Annotated in this window: 14 protein-coding genes and 1 tRNA gene; 2 read left to right on the top strand and 13 right to left on the bottom strand. The window is 47.7% G+C overall.

Going from position 1 to position 17,224, the window contains the following annotated elements:
* Positions 1 to 6: 6 nt before the first annotated feature.
* Positions 7 to 483, bottom strand: coding sequence for a cyclic pyranopterin monophosphate synthase MoaC (gene moaC, locus LEUMU_RS0113555; protein ID WP_022952828.1), 477 nt, complete (start codon positions 481 to 483; stop codon positions 7 to 9).
* A gap of 135 nt (positions 484 to 618) precedes the next feature.
* Here moaC and nhaD point away from each other — a divergent pair, with 135 nt between their 5' ends.
* Positions 619 to 2,001: a sodium:proton antiporter NhaD gene (gene nhaD, locus LEUMU_RS0113550; RefSeq protein WP_022952827.1), complete on the top strand. Its 1,383-nt coding sequence runs from the start codon at positions 619 to 621 to the stop codon at positions 1,999 to 2,001.
* 30 nt (positions 2,002 to 2,031) lie between these two features.
* Positions 2,032 to 2,742 carry a ComF family protein gene (locus LEUMU_RS0113545; RefSeq protein WP_022952826.1) on the top strand — a complete coding sequence of 237 codons (711 nt, stop codon included), beginning with the start codon at positions 2,032 to 2,034 and terminating at the stop codon, positions 2,740 to 2,742.
* Between the two features lie 7 nt (positions 2,743 to 2,749).
* Here the strand turns inward: LEUMU_RS0113545 and LEUMU_RS0113540 are convergent, their stop codons facing one another.
* From LEUMU_RS0113540 to LEUMU_RS0113485, 12 genes are all read right to left on the bottom strand, one after another.
* Positions 2,750 to 3,721 carry an esterase-like activity of phytase family protein gene (locus LEUMU_RS0113540; RefSeq protein WP_022952825.1) on the bottom strand — a complete coding sequence of 324 codons (972 nt, stop codon included), beginning with the start codon at positions 3,719 to 3,721 and terminating at the stop codon, positions 2,750 to 2,752.
* 58 nt (positions 3,722 to 3,779) lie between these two features.
* The gene (locus LEUMU_RS0113535; RefSeq protein ID WP_022952824.1) at positions 3,780 to 4,505 is read right to left on the bottom strand and encodes an anti-sigma factor domain-containing protein; all 726 of its coding nucleotides are present in this window, start codon (positions 4,503 to 4,505) and stop codon (positions 3,780 to 3,782) included.
* Positions 4,493 to 5,035, bottom strand: coding sequence for a sigma-70 family RNA polymerase sigma factor (locus LEUMU_RS0113530; protein ID WP_022952823.1), 543 nt, complete (start codon positions 5,033 to 5,035; stop codon positions 4,493 to 4,495). The genes LEUMU_RS0113535 and LEUMU_RS0113530 overlap by 13 nt, the downstream gene beginning before the upstream one ends.
* 181 nt (positions 5,036 to 5,216) lie before the next feature.
* Complete coding sequence (gene pnp / locus LEUMU_RS0113525) at positions 5,217 to 7,343, bottom strand: polyribonucleotide nucleotidyltransferase (protein WP_022952822.1); 2,127 nt, start codon at positions 7,341 to 7,343, stop codon at positions 5,217 to 5,219.
* A gap of 159 nt (positions 7,344 to 7,502) precedes the next feature.
* Entirely contained in the window at positions 7,503 to 7,772 is a 270-nt protein-coding gene (gene rpsO / locus LEUMU_RS0113520; protein WP_022952821.1) for a 30S ribosomal protein S15, read from the bottom strand.
* Positions 7,773 to 7,927: 155 nt separating this feature from the next.
* Positions 7,928 to 8,836: a tRNA pseudouridine(55) synthase TruB gene (gene truB, locus LEUMU_RS0113515; RefSeq protein ID WP_022952820.1), complete on the bottom strand. Its 909-nt coding sequence runs from the start codon at positions 8,834 to 8,836 to the stop codon at positions 7,928 to 7,930.
* Between the two features lie 8 nt (positions 8,837 to 8,844).
* Positions 8,845 to 9,219, bottom strand: a complete 375-nt coding sequence (rbfA, locus tag LEUMU_RS0113510; RefSeq protein WP_022952819.1) for a 30S ribosome-binding factor RbfA — start codon at positions 9,217 to 9,219, stop codon at positions 8,845 to 8,847.
* The gene (infB, locus tag LEUMU_RS0113505) at positions 9,220 to 12,222 is read right to left on the bottom strand and encodes a translation initiation factor IF-2 (protein ID WP_022952818.1); all 3,003 of its coding nucleotides are present in this window, start codon (positions 12,220 to 12,222) and stop codon (positions 9,220 to 9,222) included.
* 20 nt (positions 12,223 to 12,242) lie between these two features.
* Positions 12,243 to 13,784, bottom strand: a complete 1,542-nt coding sequence (gene nusA, locus LEUMU_RS26065) for a transcription termination factor NusA (protein ID WP_022952817.1) — start codon at positions 13,782 to 13,784, stop codon at positions 12,243 to 12,245.
* A 41-nt stretch (positions 13,785 to 13,825) separates the two neighbouring features.
* Positions 13,826 to 14,269 carry a ribosome maturation factor RimP gene (gene rimP, locus LEUMU_RS0113495; protein ID WP_022952816.1) on the bottom strand — a complete coding sequence of 148 codons (444 nt, stop codon included), beginning with the start codon at positions 14,267 to 14,269 and terminating at the stop codon, positions 13,826 to 13,828.
* A gap of 128 nt (positions 14,270 to 14,397) precedes the next feature.
* Positions 14,398 to 14,474, bottom strand: a tRNA-Met gene (locus LEUMU_RS0113490).
* A 77-nt stretch (positions 14,475 to 14,551) separates the two neighbouring features.
* Complete coding sequence (locus LEUMU_RS0113485) at positions 14,552 to 17,032, bottom strand: protein-disulfide reductase DsbD (RefSeq protein ID WP_022952815.1); 2,481 nt, start codon at positions 17,030 to 17,032, stop codon at positions 14,552 to 14,554.
* Between the last annotated feature and the right edge of the window lie 192 nt (positions 17,033 to 17,224).

Below are 17,224 nucleotides of genomic sequence, written 5' to 3'. Positions count from 1 at the left end.
TTCTATTTATCCGGCACGCCATGTGCCGGATTTTCCACCGCGCTTTTCCAATAGCTGCACACCTTCTATTCGCATTCCTTTGTCCACGGCTTTACACATATCGTAAATCGTTAACAGTGTAATCTGTACTGCGTTTAATGCTTCCATTTCCACGCCAGTCTGGCCGCGAGTTTCAACCGTTGCGGTGCAAATGACGGCGGGTGGTTCATCCTGCGTCACCAAATCAATCTCAACTTTAGTTAAGGCGAGTGGGTGGCATAAAGGGACTAAGTCAGCAGTGCGCTTGGCGCCCATAATGCCAGCGATACGCGCCACGCCTAACACATCACCTTTTTTATTATTGCCAGAGCGAATGTGCTCCAGTGTGCTATCCAGCATTTCTATGCGCCCGATACTCACGGCAGTGCGGTGCGTCACTGACTTTGCGCCGACGTCGACCATGTGGGCTTCGCCCTGAGTATTAAAGTGGCTTAGTTTATCCATATTGAAAAAGTCTCAAACAGTGTGGGTGCGTGCTACAATCCGCGTCTTTTGCGTTTAATCATATGGTTAAGCATAACCCAAACAGAGAATATTATCGTGTTTAGTCTTCCAAAAATCCCGATACTCCTAGCGATTATGCTGGCAGTTTTTTCGCCAGCTTATGCCTCTAGCGTAGTGACTGTTCAGCCACAAGACCTGACCGCTACGACACTTGGCTGGCTCGCTGTTGCAATATTTGTGATTGCCTATATTTTCGTGATACTGGAAGATGTTATTCACCTGAAAAAATCGAAACCGGTTATCGTGGCGGCTGGTATCATCTGGGTGATCGTGTCGATCTCTTATGCCAATGTCGGACACACAGCGGATGTTGAAGGGTTCCTCGCTCACAATATGCTGGAATACGCCTACTTGTTGTTATTCCTGCTGGTGGCAATGACCTACATTAACACCATGGAAGAGCGTGGTATTTTTGACGCATTGCGCGGCTGGTTGGTTGCTAAAGGCTATTCACTGAAAATGATTTTCTGGGTGACGGGTTTGATGTCATTCCTGATTTCGCCATTAGCGGATAACCTAACAACGGCGTTGTTGATGGCGGCGGTGGTCATTTCGGTCGCTGGCGGACGTGCTGTAATTCACGAAGACCCTCAAGTGAAACAATTTGTGGTATTAGCTTGTATCAATATTGTGGTGGCAGCCAATGCCGGTGGTGCATTTAGCCCGTTTGGTGATATCACCACATTGATGGTTTGGCAGGCAGGTAAAGTGAGCTTCGGTGGATTCCTTGGCTTGTTACCTTCTGCATTAGTGAACTGGTTGATTCCGGCAGTGATTATGTCGTTCTTCCTGCCGAATGCTCAGCCAGCGCCTAAAGATACGCCGACTCGTTTGAAGTATGGTGCGTTTGTGGTCCTTGGCTTGTTTGTATTCACTATCTTCCTTGCCGTTACTTTCCACAACACATTCCACTTGCCGCCAATGCTGGGCATGATGACGGGTCTGGGTCTGCTACAACTGTATGGACATCACTTGAAGAATACGCACAAATCTACCGTTGAAGATAACCGCATTGGTCGCTTCGATATTTACAACCAACTGCAGCGCTCGGAGTGGGACACATTAATGTTCTTCTATGGCGTTATTTTGTGTGTTGGTGGTCTGGGTGCGCTTGGCTATCTGGCACAGGTATCTGGCCTGCTATACGGTGTTTTAGGTGCTACAACGGCTAATATTCTGGTGGGCGTAATGTCTGCCGTGGTCGATAATATCCCGGTGATGTTTGCGGTACTGAGTATGAACCCTGACCTGAGCACGGGGCAGTGGTTGCTGGTCACGCTAACGGCGGGTGTTGGTGGTTCCTTATTATCAGTTGGATCTGCTGCAGGTGTGGCTTTGATGGGGCAGGCGCGTGGTATTTATACTTTTGTGTCTCACCTAAAATGGGCTTGGGCCATTGCTCTTGGCTATGTTGCCAGTATTGCGGTGCATATGATGATCTATAATCTGAGCTTCTAATTTTAGTTTGTTCATTTATAAGGTAGCACTATGAAGCAGGGGGCGCTAATTCGGGGACTTTCCCATTGGTTTGCTCCCTCTTGTGTACTGTGCGATGCGGTAAGTGATGCGGCTGTTTCTTTATGCACTGCTTGCCAGCAAGATTTACCATGGTTGCTGCACGCGTGTCAGCGTTGCAGCTTACCCTTGGATAATACCGCGTTAGCGGTTTGCTCCAAATGTCAGCGAGGCCCACCAATCAGTGATTCGGTGACATGCGTTTTACACTATGCCACACCGGTTGATTTTCTAATCAAGCGCATGAAATTCGGGCATCAGCTTAGCTATGCCAAAGTGTTGGGTTACCTACTGGCTCAACAATTAAAACAATCTAACGTTCCACTACCCGATGCCATCTTACCCGTGCCTTTGCATAATGCGCGGTTGCGTGAGCGTGGCTTTAATCAAACACTTGAGATTTATCGTGAGCTTCGACGTTCTCTGGATATTCCATTAGTCAAAGCCGTGACACGTGCACGAAGTACGCAAGCGCAAAGCTTGCTGAGTGCTGAGCGGCGTATAGAAAATATTCGGGATGTGTTTGCCGTTAAGGAGGGAGCTTCGCTACCGGCGCACATCGCAATTCTGGATGATGTGGTTACTACGGCCGCAACCACGAATGAGCTGGCGCGAATATTAAAAGCTGCGGGCGTTACACGAGTGAGCGTTTGGGCTATTGCTCGCGCTACACCTCAGGAGTAAGCGCGATTTAAGGCGTGATTTCGAACATCACTAGCAAGGTTTGCTGTAATGGATTTTTGTTGTCATCCGACACCATCAAATAGCGATTGCCGCCTAAATGAGTTAGGCCTTCAAAGTTATCAATATTCCAACCTTCACCACTATTAAACACCGCTAAGTCGCGCGTTTTGCAGTGGGAGAACTTATCGCATTGGTTTAGCATCACCTGCCGCAGGCTAACCACCAGCGGGCTAAAGATGCCGGAGAAGGCGCGCTCCAATACTAATATGTCACCATTGGGTAATACTTCCAGTGCAGTCACTGAGCTCTCTGCAGCCTTATGGCGAGGGAAGTGCCACTCTTGCCCACGTTGCGAATACAGTGTTTGTTGGTTTTCTGGGTTTGCTTTGAGCGGTAACTCAGCTGCGGTAACCAGGCCATATTTGGGATGCGTTGTCAGGCTCTCCAGCATTTTATTGCCGTGGCGGAAGTTACGGTGATTGCTGAGTTTTTTGGGTAAGGGGAGTTCGCCTAAGTAATCACCACGGGTGTTGTAGCGAACTAAGCGGCTATTACCTTCAAACGAAATAATTAACTCGGCATCGCCAGCACGTCCGTTATTGGCATTTTTGATGGTCATGCCTTCGGAGTCTTGATCACGTCCCCGAACGGGTTGCTTGTTCTTACCCTTAAGCGTCGTCGCAGAAATGATATCGGCTTTAGTCAGTTTGTTATTGTTGATGCTCAAGCGTATGGTGTACAGGTATCCACGGTCTGAAATTGCGTATAGGAGCTTCTCATCGGCATCCCAAGCTAAGTCGGATAACTCAGTCACGTCTAAATCATTTACCTTAGCGCCACTAATACCTAAGCTGCCTTCCAGCTTCAGTTGCATATACTGCGAGCTTTTCAGGTCATCCGGCTCCATCGAAACACGATAGGAGGTGGAGTGTGCGACCGTGCCGCAAGCCAGTAAGAATAGGGTGCTAAATAAAATCATGCCTGAGCGCACAGGTCTCAGGCATGTTAAAAAGTAATGACTCATAAAAAGGAATCTGTTATTTATTTTCCGTGACAGTGGTTAGGCTGCCTTTGAGGATCGCAGTGTGCGGGCCATTGGCTTTTACGGTAGACTCAGATGTGATTTCCAGCGAGCCAACCATTTTCAGGTGATCAAACTCTGCTTTATCCATCTTAATCAAGGTGCGAGAGCCTTTTGATAGCTCACCCATAAATACCGGTTTGCCACCTGTTTTAGAGCGGCACCACAGCTTCAGTACATCGCCGTCTTCTAACGGGATATCCTTCATCAGATCAACTGATAACGTCAAGTCGTCCTGTGTGATACGGGTAATCGCCATTGGCGTGTTATCAGCACTTTCCAAAACTGCAGCATAAGCAATCGCGTCTCTGCCCGTTGAAAGTGGGTTGACCACCACCAAAATAGCGACTACGACGGCTAAAGCGGCATAGGCATAGCCTTGCTTTAACCAGCCAAACCAACTGCTACGCTCGGCCTTAGAGGCTTCCTGTGCGGGTAAGCTGCTTAAAATGCTGGCTTCAATTTCTTTCCAAACGCGGTCAGATGGTTTTTCGCTGGGTAATAGCTCGACCAAATTACCAAATTTGCTTTCGTAAGCAGAGACAGTCGCTTGCAAATAAAAATGCTGCTCCATCAACGCTTCGAAGCGTGTTCGCGCCCGTCCATGCAGTGTTCCGGCAGCATAGGACATGGCAAGTTTTTCGAATACATCCGGATTCTGATAACGGTTTAACTCAGACATGGTTTTAGTGTCTCCAGCCCTCTTCGAATCCAGGCTTTAACTGTTCCGAGCGGGGTATTCAGTTTTTCGGATAACTCCTGATGGGTATGGCCATAATAATAAGACAGCAAAATACATTCCCGTTGCGATGGCTGTAACTGCTTCAGGCATTCCCGTAACCGTTGCATCTCTTGGCTTAAGCCTTCCTGATGCTCAGGCTCAAGGTCTTCCGAAGCAAAGTCGAGGCCTTCGTACTGGATTTCTGTTTCAGCCGATTTTAATTTCAGGCTGCGCATTTTATCCAGCGCTTTGTTACGGGTAATGGTTGCCATCCATGTTAGGGCCAAACCTTTTTGGGCATTATAACTATCGGCTTTTTGCCAGATCTTTATAAAGGCTTCCTGTAGCACGTCTTCTGCTAGTTCAGGCTTCTGCATCAAGCGTAGAGCTAGGCTATAAAGCTTAGGCGATGCTTCTTGATACAGCTTTTTAAAAGCAGCTTGGTCTTGTCGTGCACATTGGCTTAGTAATGCCGCAAAGTTATCTTCCATCAGAAGGTCCATGGTTAATCAGTTTCAGAGAGGTTACTATTATTAACCAATCCTTCGCTGAACGTTCTATCTATTAGTATTAACGTAGTTTAATCCGTTATGGATGCAAAAAAAAAGGCCTCCGATTAAAGAGACCTTCTTTCCTGATGCTCAGTGAGAACAGGTGCTAAGTAGTGAAAACTTACTCAGCAGCGGTCTCAGCTGGCGCTGCATCAGCATCTTTTGCTTCTTTCATGCTCAAGCGCATACGACCTTGACGATCGATCTCTAGCAGCTTAACACGTACTTTTTGACCTTCCTTCAGGTGTGCGTTTACATCTTCAACACGCTCATCGCTGATCTGTGAGATGTGAACCAAGCCATCTTTGCCCGGCAGAATTGTTACGAATGCACCGAAGTCCATGATCTTAGCAACCGTACCTTCGTAAATCTTGCCAACTTCTGCTTCAGCAGTGATCGCTTCGATCATCGCCTTCGCTTTGTTAGCTGCAACGCCATCTACTGCTGCAATCTTGATGGTGCCGTCGTCAGAGATATCAATCTGAGTGCCAGTCTGCTCAGTAATGCTGCGAATAGTCTCGCCGCCTTTACCGATAACTTCACGGATTTTGTCAGAGTTGATTTTCATCGTGACATAACGTGGTGCGTATTCAGACAACTCTTCGCGAGGTCTGGAGATTGCTTTCTCCATCTCATCCAGAATGTGCAGACGTGCACCGTGCGCTTGATCCAATGCCTTCTGCATGATTTCACGAGTGATACCGTCAATCTTGATATCCATCTGTAGTGCGTTGATACCAGAACGAGTACCAGCCACTTTAAAGTCCATGTCGCCCAAGTGATCTTCATCACCTAAGATATCAGTCAGAACTGCGTAGTCGTCGCCTTCTTTAACCAAGCCCATTGCGATACCAGCAACCGGTGACTTGATTGGAACACCAGCGTCCATCAGTGCCAGAGAAGAACCACAAACAGAAGCCATTGAGCTTGAACCATTAGATTCTGTGATCTCAGATACAACACGAATCGTGTATGGGAATTCTTCCTGATCTGGCATAACCGCTAACACACCGCGCTTCGCCAAGCGACCGTGGCCGATTTCGCGACGCTTTGGAGAGCCAACAAAACCAGTTTCACCGACGCAGTACGGAGGAAAGTTGTAGTGGAACAAGAAGTGATCTTTGTACTCGCCGCTCAGTGCATCAATGATCTGAGCGTCACGTGCAGTACCCAGAGTCGTTACCACTAGCGCCTGAGTCTCTCCACGGGTGAACAGTGCAGAACCATGAGTCCTTGGCAGTACACCAACGCGAACGTCGATATCACGAACAGTTGTTGTGTCACGACCATCAATACGAGGCTCGCCTGCGATTACGCGGCCACGAACAACTTTCTTCTCAAGACCTTTGAAAGCACCTTTGATTGCATCTAAAGAGGGTGCATCTTCGCCCGCATTTTCAGGAATCAGTTGAGCAATAATTTTGTCCAGAGCAGCAGAAACTAAGTTCTGACGCTCCATCTTGTCAGCAGTTTGGAAAGCGGCTAATAAATCAGCTTCACCGATTTCAGCAACTTTAGCTTCAAGTGCAGTATCTTTTTCAGGTGCTGTCCAATCCCAAGCTGGGGTGCCAACTTCTGAAGCGAATTCTTTGATTGCAGCAATCGCGCTTTGCATTTGGTCATGACCAAATACCACTGCGCCAAGCATAACTTCTTCAGACAATTCTTTTGCTTCTGACTCAACCATCAGAACCGCACCAGCAGTACCAGCTACCATCAAATCCAATGAAGATTCTGTCAGTTGAGTTTTGCTAGGGTTTAATACGTATGCGCCATCGATGAAACCGATTTGAGCCGCACCAATTGGGCCAGCAAACGGAATACCAGACGCGGCAAGTGCTGCTGAAGTACCCAGCATTGCGGCGATAGCAGGATCAACTTCAGGGTTGATCGAAACGATTGTCACGATTACCTGAACTTCATTCATGAAGCCAGCAGGGAATAACGGACGAATAGGGCGGTCAATCAAACGTGCAGTCAGAGTCTCTGCTTCGCTTGGACGACCTTCGCGCTTGAAGAATCCACCAGGGATCTTACCAGCGGCGTATACTTTTTCCTGATAGTTAACCGTCAGAGGGAAGAAGTCACGACCAGAGTCAGCGTTCTTTTTTCCTACAACGCTAACCAGAGCAACGGTGCCGCCCATATCAACTTTAACTGCAGCACTTGCCTGACGAGCGATCTCGCCCATTTCTAACTCAACAGTATGCTCACCATACTGGAATGTTGTCGTTACAACAGAAAACATATTTTTTCCTTTATCATTTTGAGTCACCGGCAGGCTGTTCAAAAACACTCGTGGATAGTATTCGCAAGTACTTTTGAACAACCTTCCTGCGTGACGACTTATATAAAACGGTGGTGCAATGAAAAACACCGCCTGAGAGCGGTGTTTTTCAGACTTGACTTAGCGACGCAGACCTAGACGCTTGATCAGTTCTTGGTAACGGCCAGAGTCTTTACCGTTCAGGTAGTCCAGCAGCTTACGACGCTGGTTAACCATTCTCAGCAAACCACGACGTGAGTGGTGGTCATGCTTGTGCTCTTTGAAGTGTTCAGTCAGGTGCTTGATGTTAGCGGTTAGCAATGCAACCTGTACTTCACAAGAACCAGTATCACCTTCTTTTACCGCGTATTCAGCAACGATTGCTGCTTTAATTTCTGCACTTAAAGACATAGTCTTTTATTCCATACATATGATTCACCAATCAGTGAATCGGTTTTAAAATCCCGAAGCCTAGAGGTAATTGACTAGAATTAATACCAAGCAGCGGGGTCAGCGGCGCATCATACCATGCTTTGTGAGCATGATTAAATACATGACGCGCGTTTTTAATCGGTTCTGAGTAGCCGTTTTGCCGCTAGCATGCCGCTTTCGTGGCGTTGTCCGGTACCAATAAAGCGGTTCTCAGGATCATACAAACGAATCCCTTCTGCTTCTGGTACATCATCGCGCTCAACCCGTAAGCCATTGCATAGGCGTTGGGTTTCTTCGGCATTTAGATTTAGGCTTGGCCAGTGCGCAATAGCGGTATCAACCGGCAGTAGAATATCCATCAAACCACCCGTTTCAGCTAAAGCCGTTAGCTGTTCTAAGGTGTAGATTGGATATTCTCCAAAAGGAGAGACTTCAGTACGACGAAGTTCAGCGACAAACGCGCCACAACCGAGTGCATTACCGATATCTTCAACTAAGGTACGAATATAAGTCCCTTTGCTGCACAGTACATCTAATGTCAGTGTCGTATCACTAGACTCAATAACGGTGAGTTCGTAGATAGTGACATGACGTACTTTGCGCTCAATGCTAATACCCTGACGGGCTAGCTTATATAAAGGCGTGCCCTCATGTTTGAGTGCAGAGTGCATTGGAGGAATTTGTTCGATGGGTCCGCGAAATTGCGCCAATACCGCTTCAATCGCAGCACTATCCAGTGCCGGAACGGGGTTGGTTTCGAGGATTTCGCCTTCCATATCACCGGTGCTGCTGATTTGACCCAGCTGAGCAACAGTGCGGTAGCGCTTATCGGAACTTAGTAGAAAGGCGGAGACTTTAGTGGCCTCGCCAAAGCAGATCGGAAGTACACCAGAAGCGAGGGGGTCCAAGCTTCCGGTATGTCCGGCTTTACGGGCCTTATACAGGCCTTTAGCCCGCTGTAGGGCTGCGTTAGAGCTCATGCCTAATGGCTTGTCTAACAGCAGTATCCCATCAAGCGGGTTTCCTTTTTTTGGTCTAGGCATTCAGCAATTTAGTCTTGGTCGCCATCTTCTTTACGATCGGAGGCAACAGCCTGATCGATAAGGTGTGATAACTGGTTTGCCTTAAGCTCGGTATCATCATAAATGAATTTCAGAGCAGGGGTAGCGCGTAGCTGTATGGTGCGACCTAACTCACGGCGTAAAAAACCTGCCGCATTATTTAGGCCTTTCTCACAATCACTGTGAGAATCGGCATCCAGCATATCGAAGAACACTTTTGCTTGAGAAAGGTCTTTAGTGACCTTTACATCAAGGATCGCAACCATGCCAACCCGAGGGTCTTTGACATGAGTGCGAATCAACTGTGCTAATTCGCGCTTAATCTGCTCGGCAATCCGGTCAGTACGTGAATAATCGTGTGGCATTTACTTGTCCAGAGTACGTTGAATAACGGTACGTGTGTAGATTTCGATCTGGTCGCCAGCGCGAACATCATCGTAGTTCTTCACACCGATACCACACTCAGTACCCATACGTACTTCAGATACGTCATCCTGATGGCGGCGTAGAGATTCCAGCTCACCCTCATAAATAACGACGTTATCACGGAGTACACGAATCGGATTGCCGCGCTTAACAACACCTTCTGTAACCAAGCAACCAGCGATATTACCAAAGCCAGAGCCTTTAAATACGCCACGTACTTCAGCAAGGCCGGTCATCTCTTCGCGTAGCTCAGGTTTCAACAAGCCACTCAGCGCATCACGAACGTCATCGATTAGCTCATAGATGATGCTGTAGTAGCGAATCTCAATACCTGCTTCAGACGCTAAACGACGCGCACTTGCATCAGCACGAACGTTAAAGCCGATCATAATCGCTTCAGAGGCTTGAGCCAGTGCAACATCCGTTTCACTGATACCACCAACGCCAGAGCCGATCATTTTCACAGCAACTTCATCAGTTGAAATGCCCGCCAGAGACTGCTTAATCGCTTCCAGACTTCCGTGAACGTCTGCTTTCAACAGTACATTCAGAGTGGATTTCTCACCATCGCGCATCTTAGAGAACATCTCATCCAATTTCGCAGCTTGTTGAGCAGCAAAACGGGTTTCACGTTCTTTGTTATGACGCATGGTAGAAATCTCTTTCGCCTTGCGCTCATTTTCCATCACCATTACTGGCTCACCGGAAGATGCGGTACCAGACAAACCAAGAATCTCAACTGGGATCGATGGACCCGCTTCGTTGATGCTCTTTCCGTCTTCATCCAGCATTGCACGGATACGACCGTACTCAGAACCTGCCAGCACAATGTCGCCGCGCTTCAAAGTACCTTGCTGAACAAGAACCGTTGATACTGCACCACGACCTTTCTCAAGGCGTGACTCAATAACCAAACCTTGTGCAGGGCCTTCAGTACGAGCCTTAAGCTCAAGTACTTCAGAAACCAGTAGAATGGAGTCTAAAAGCTCGGTGATACCTTGACCAGTTTTGGCAGAAACACTCACGAAGATATCTTCGCCGCCCCACTCTTCAGCGATAACGCCAAAGTTGGAGAGTTCTGTTTTAACGCGCTCAGCATCAGCGTCTGGCTTATCAATTTTGTTGATCGCAACGATCATTGGAACACCCGCTGAACGAGTGTGCTCAATGGCTTCACGAGTCTGAGGCATTACACCATCATCAGCTGCAACAACTAGGATAACAACGTCAGTTGCTTTGGCACCACGTGCACGCATTGAGGTAAAGGCGGCGTGGCCTGGTGTATCCAGGAACGACACGATACCGTTAGGCGTCTCAACGTGATATGCACCAATGTGCTGCGTAATACCACCCGCTTCGCCAGAGGCAACGCGAGTTGTACGAATGTAATCCAGCAACGATGTTTTACCGTGGTCAACGTGACCCATGATGGTAACGACTGGTGGACGTGAGTGAAGCTCATAGTCACCAATATTCTCAATCAGGTCAGCAACTTGGCTTTCCTCATCGACAGCCTTACCAGGAACACCTTTATGGCCCATTTCCTCAACGATAAGAATCGCTGTGTCCTGATCCAGTGCCTGATTGATGGTAGCCATTACGCCCATGCCCATCATGGTACGAATAATGTCGCCGCCTTTTACAGCCATTTTCTGCGCTAATTCAGAAACGATAATAGTCTCTGGAATTTCTACTTCGCGCACAACGGGTGCAGTTGGCATTTCAAAACCATGCTCATTCGACTGGTCAACGGTTGCAGTGCGACGCTGATTGCCTCGCTTACCTTTGCCACCTTTACGACGATCATCACCACGACGTCCGTTGTTCTGGCCGCCATTGTTTTTGATATGCAAAGGAGTCGATGGTCCACCGCGTCCCTGGAATGGCTTTTTCTTGCCCTTGTCTGCTGCTGGAGCTGCCTTTGCTGCTTCAGCTGGCTTTGCTGCCGGAGCTGCTTTAGCCGCTGGCTCTGCCGCCTTCGCAGGTGCTGCCGGGGCTGGAGGTGGAACAACTTTAGCGCGGGAAGGGCGCTTCTTAAAGATTGCTGCCGCTTCTGCTCGGGCTTTTGCCGCAACGGCTGCACGACGAGCTTTTGGCTCAATCGGTAAACCGGCTGCGTCTACTTTGTCTTCTGGTTTTGTCTTATTAACCATCAATGTTGGTTTTGGTGCCTCTTCTGATTTCTTTTCTTCTTTCTGTGCTGGTTCAGCAGGCTTAGTCGCTACCGGTTCAGGCTTTTTAGCTTCCTGAGCTGGCGCTTTTGGTGCTGTGGCTTCTGCTGGCTTAGCTGCAGGTGCTTGTTTAGGAGCCTCTGGCGCCTTAGCTGCCGGAGCGCTTTGCTCTACTGGTGCAGGGGTAGCTGGAGCTTCAACCGCTGGGGCTGCTTTGGCTTCGGCTGCATCAGCGGCTTTCTGTACTTTTCTAGCTTGCTTGTCTGCTTGCTGGCGGCGTTGCTCAAGAATCGCGCTTTCACGAGCCTGACGCTCCGCTTCCAGTTGCTTGCCTAGCTCTTCTGTACGGCTAGAGCCTGAAGGGGCTTCAGCTACCGGAGGAGTCGGCGCTACTGGAGGAGGTGTTGGTGCAACAGGTGCTGCTTCTACTACTTCTGGAGTCGGAGCTTCCGGAGCAGGTGCTGGCTTATTCAGATCATTGCGGACAATAGTCTTCTTACGACGCACTTCCACATTCACAGTGCGACCGCTTTTACCGGCAGAGCCACCAAGCTTTAGCTCATTGTTTGAGCGCTTCTTTAAAGTGATCTTGCCATCAGAGGATGAACCTGTTGCTTGGCGAATGTGCTCAAGCAAATCAAGTTTTTGACGATCAGTGATGCTGTCATCAGCACCCTTGACGTTTATCCCTGCTTCTTTCATCTGCCGCAACAAGGTCTCGACCGGAGCACCGATTGTTTCGGCTAATTTTTGTACTGATATTTCTGACATAATGTATTTCTCCTGTCGCCTTAAACATTGGACTCAGTCTTGGCGGCTGTGTCTTCTGTTATCGCGTTATCGTCCGAGGGGGTCTCATCGGCGAACCACGGTGCGCGTGCTGTCATAATTAATTCACCTGCCAATGTCTCATCAATGCCATCAATGACAGTGAGTTCATCGATAGATTGCTCGGCAAGATCTTCCATGGTGCATATTCCGGCTTTAGCCAGTTTATGAGCCATTTCATCATTCATGCCATCCATTTCAAGCAGGTCTTTTGCAGGTTTGCCATTACCACCAGAAATTGCCAGTGCCAATAATGCATTACGTGCACGAGACCTTAGCTCTTCGACAATTTCTTCGTCGAACTCAGCAATTTCAATCATTTCTTCTTTCGGTACGTAAGCAACTTCGTCTAGAGTGGTGAACCCTTCTTCGTGAAGAATGGTAGCAACTTCCTCATCGACATCCAATTGCTCAGCAAACATTTCGATAATTGCAATCGTTTCCTGCTGGACTTTTTTCTCTGCGTCATCTTCACTCATTACATTGAGTGTCCAACCTGTCAGCTCGCTAGCTAAGCGAACATTCTGTCCACCTTTACCAATGGCTTGCGATAGTTTGTCAGGCTCAACACCAATATCCATGCTGCGAGCATCTTCATCAACGACAATTGAGGTGACGGTAGCAGGTTGCATGGCATTAATAGTGAAGCGAGCAACGTCATCATCCCAAGGGATAATATCAACGCGCTCATTACTTAATTCATTGGTGACTGTCTGGATACGTGAACCACGCATACCAACACACGCACCGATAGGGTCTAGGTTCGGCACATTGGCGCGAACGGCAATTTTAGCGCGTGAACCAGGATCGCGGGCAGCGCCCATAATATCAATCAGCTCCTGACCAATTTCCGGAACTTCAAGCTTCAATAGCTCAATCAGGAAATTGTTGTCAGTACGGCTAACAATCATCTGAGGGCCGCGGACATCTTCGCGAATCTCTTTCAATAGACCACGCATACGGTCACCAACACGAGCATTCTCGCGTGGAATCATTTCTTCACGAGGAATAATTGCTTCAGCGTTATCGCCCATATCCAGAACAATGCCGCGACGATCGGTACGCTTCACAGTACCGAGTACTAATTGGCCTACACGATCAAGGAATGCTTCAACGATGCGCTCACGCTCTGCCTGACGAACGCGCTGTACAATCACTTGCTTAGCGGTTTGTGCTGCAATGCGTCCAAACTCAACAGAATCAATCTGCTCTTCTATGTAGTCGCCGATTTCAGCATCAAGACCTTTGTCTTTTGCATAGCTTAGAAGAATTTGGCTTTCTGGAGATTCAAATTCAGGATCTTCATCGTCAACCACCTGCCAGCGTCGGAAGGTGTCGTAGTCACCGGTAATCCGGTTGATACTGACACGCACGTCCATTCCCATGCCAAAACGCTTACGCGTGGCTGTTGCTAGCGCAGTTTCTACCGCATCGAAAATAATGTCAGGGTCAACATTTTTCTCGTTCGAGACAGCGTCAACAACATATAGTATTTCTTTGCTCATGAGTCCTTCCTTAAAAATACGGCGGGCATTTTATTGATTTGTTATGCCATTACCAGGCGGGCCCGGTCTACAACGTCAAATGGTATTTCAAACTGTTCATTGTCGACACTGATGGTTACATGGGTGTCGCTTACACTTTCTAGTGTGCCGCGAAAGTTGCGGCGGCTTTCTACCGGTGTACGGGTGCGAATCTTGACCGTCTCACCGATATACGCATTATATTGTTCCGGGCTAAAAAGTACCCGATCAATGCCGGGTGAAGATACTTCTAATATGTAGGCAACTGGAATCAGATCATCTACATCTAAAGCGGCACCAATTTGGCGGCTTACTTGAGTGCAGTTGTCGATGGATACGCCACCTTCATTTTCAATAAAGATACGTAGCAGGGCGCTTTCAGACTGTGGACGGTATTCGTAGCCCCAAACTTGGAAGCCTAAGCCGGTGACAACGGACCTGATCAGCTGATCTAATTGCTCTTGCATGCTTGTTTTCTATCCCGTAGTGCAGATAATAAAAAAGCCCCGATTATCGGGGCCTTTTTATTGTGATACAGACCTGTGAAGGTATCAAGATCTGTAACAAAAGTTCTTAAAATATTCATTCGTAAAATTGGTAGCGGGGGTAGGATTCGAACCTACGACCTTCGGGTTATGAGCCCGACGAGCTGCCTGGCTGCTCCACCCCGCACCAGAATGAGGGACGGATTATAGGGGGTGCCTATAGTATATGCAAGATGTATCGCAGTTATTTTTGCTAATCAAACCTTACAGTGTGGTTAGGAACTGTTTTACATGCGACTGGAAGGTTTCAAGGTCCATTTCTCCAACAACGCGATAGGGTTTGTTTTCCTTGCCATTGCGATCGTAGAACAGAATTTGTGGTGGACCAATCACACCCATGGCTTTCATGAGCTCGGTATCTTCATCGTCTACCGCAGTGACATCGGCTTGGATCACAATCGTATCGCCCAGTAACTTAGCGGTTCCTGCATTGTTAAATACCTCTTCTTCCATTGCGCGACAGGGTAGGCACCAGTAGGCGTAGAAATCAAACATCACTGGTTTCTGAGATGCGGCAGCTTGATCTAAGGTCGTCTGAAGATCAGAGAGGTTTTTAATGCGCTTAAACTGTACGCCACTGGTGTGGGCTGTTTGGTTTGGTGTTGGCTGTGTGTTGTTGGTGGCATTGGCTGCCGTCAATCCAGCTAATGGTGAGAAGTAGCTTTTGCTGCCAGAAGCCGCGCCAATAATCAGGATTGCGCCTAATAATAGAGATACCAGTCCGCAACTCTTCCATAAGCGCTTCATATTGCCCGAAGATTCTGTCAGCGTATCAGTTGCTCCCAAGTAGATTGCACTGCCTATTAGCAAAATACCGGTTAGTAGTAATGTAATCTGAGGGGCAACAATACGGTCAAGCATCCAGATGGCTAAGCCCAGCATCAATACACCGAAGATGTGCTTAACGGTATCCATCCATGCGCCAGCTCTGGGTAGAACGCTACCTGCCGTGATACCTATTAATAAGAGTGGGACGCCCATTCCCATGCCCAGCATAAACAATGAGACTCCGCCTAAAACGAGATCTTTAGTATTGGCGATGTAAGTCAGCGCTGCAATTAATGGGGCAGTGACGCAAGGGCCAACGATTAGCGCAGATAGCACGCCCATAATGCCCGCGCCAACTAGGCTGCCACCACGTTGGCCGTTGCTGATTGAATTTAGTCGGTTTTGAATGGCGCTTGGCATTTGCAATTCGTAGAAGCCAAACATGGAGAATGACAACGCGACAAACAGCAGGGCAAAAATGCTAATAACCCAAGGGTTTTGCAAGGCAATTTGTAGATTAGCACCTGTGTATCCGGCAATAACGCCAGCCAGGGCATAGGTTAATGCCATCGGTACTACATAGGCTAATGACAGTAAGAAAGATTTGCCGCGTGATGGCGTTCCGCTTTGGCCGGTGATAATACCAGACAAGATTGGAATCATTGGGAACACACAGGGAGTGAATGTTAAAAGCAGTCCTGCAACGAAGAAAGCGCCGATGATGGTAAATATACCTTTATTCTTTAATATATCATTTAGCGTGCTTTGCTCTGACTCAGGTGGTGTCGAAACTGCAGTAGTTGCAGTAGTTGCAGTAGTTGCAGTAGTTGCAGTAGTTGCAGTAGTTGCAGTAGTTGCAGTAGTTGCAGTAGTTGCAGTAGTTGCAGTAGTTAATGAAGTGCTTTCGCTTTGAGGTGCTTCTTTTGTTATCTCTGCATCAGGAGCTGAATCTGCAACTGGATTAAATGATGATAAATCGACAATCTCAGTTTTGAATTGAGGTGGATAACAGATGCCTGCGACTTTAGAGCAGCCTTGGTATTCCGTTTTAATGGTTAGTTTATTGCTAATGCCGTTTACAGGGACTTTTATTTCAACATCTTCTTCGTATGTAACAACATAGCCAAAGTAGGGGTCGTCATAGCCATGACCTTCAGGTAAGTCTGGTTCGCTGAGAGTGACGCCACTTGGTGCATCGACGATCGAAAACTTCATTTTATTTTGATATAGGTAATGACCCGGAGTTACATTCCAGCGTGCGGTCAGCGTTTGGCCATCCAGGGCTGCAATATCAAATCGAAAAGCTTCGTCGGGAGGTAATAATTCGTCAGCGGTATTGGCACTGCCTCCGGTAATATCAGCAATACCTGTTATGCCACTAATTGAGCTAATGCCGGTTGGCTCAGCTTGATCTGCTAAAAAGAATGGCTTATCCGGAGTGTTGGTTATTCCTGAGATAGAAGCAATCGCATCGACCGTAACTTCTTTTTCCGGAAGTTTAATTTCTATGGTTTGTTTTTGAGGTGGGTAACAAATACCAAGGTCAGCGCAACCTTGTGATTTATTAAGTAACTTTAATATTTGTGCGTCAGGATTTTGGCGGTCCAGCAGAAGATTAAAGCTTACTTGTCCACGATAAATTTCAACATCGCCGAAAGTTGGATCTTTTTTTTGCTTGCCGGCAGGTTTGTTGTAGTCGTTAACGGTTACCGATTCGGTCTCGCTAACGAAGTCGACCTTGTCTCGATAAAGATAGTAACCTTCAGTGATATCCCAAGTCGCGCGAATGGTGTTTTCGTCTATAACTTCGGTAGAGAGCTTGAAGGCTTCACTAGGGCGTAACGGTTCGACTGTGGCAGCCGCCGCAAAGCTGGGAGACATAAGTACGAAGAGTACCGCGAGTATTGCTTTTATCATGTCTTACAAATCCTGTAGGGATACAGTCCATTGTTTTCGATTATTGGTGGATGAGTCAGTTATTTATCCGCGTTGCTATCCTTTACGATAAGCGCTACGGCTTGGATGCCTGACGTGTTAAAAATCCACACTTTGTTATATTTTAGACAGTGATTATAGTGAAACCCCGTCGCGCTGGCTACAGCGGTTTGT

Origin of the sequence: Leucothrix mucor DSM 2157, assembly GCF_000419525.1 — a bacterium.
GTDB classification, from domain to species: domain Bacteria; phylum Pseudomonadota; class Gammaproteobacteria; order Thiotrichales; family Thiotrichaceae; genus Leucothrix; species Leucothrix mucor.
This window is presented reverse-complemented; position numbering and strand designations above follow the sequence as displayed.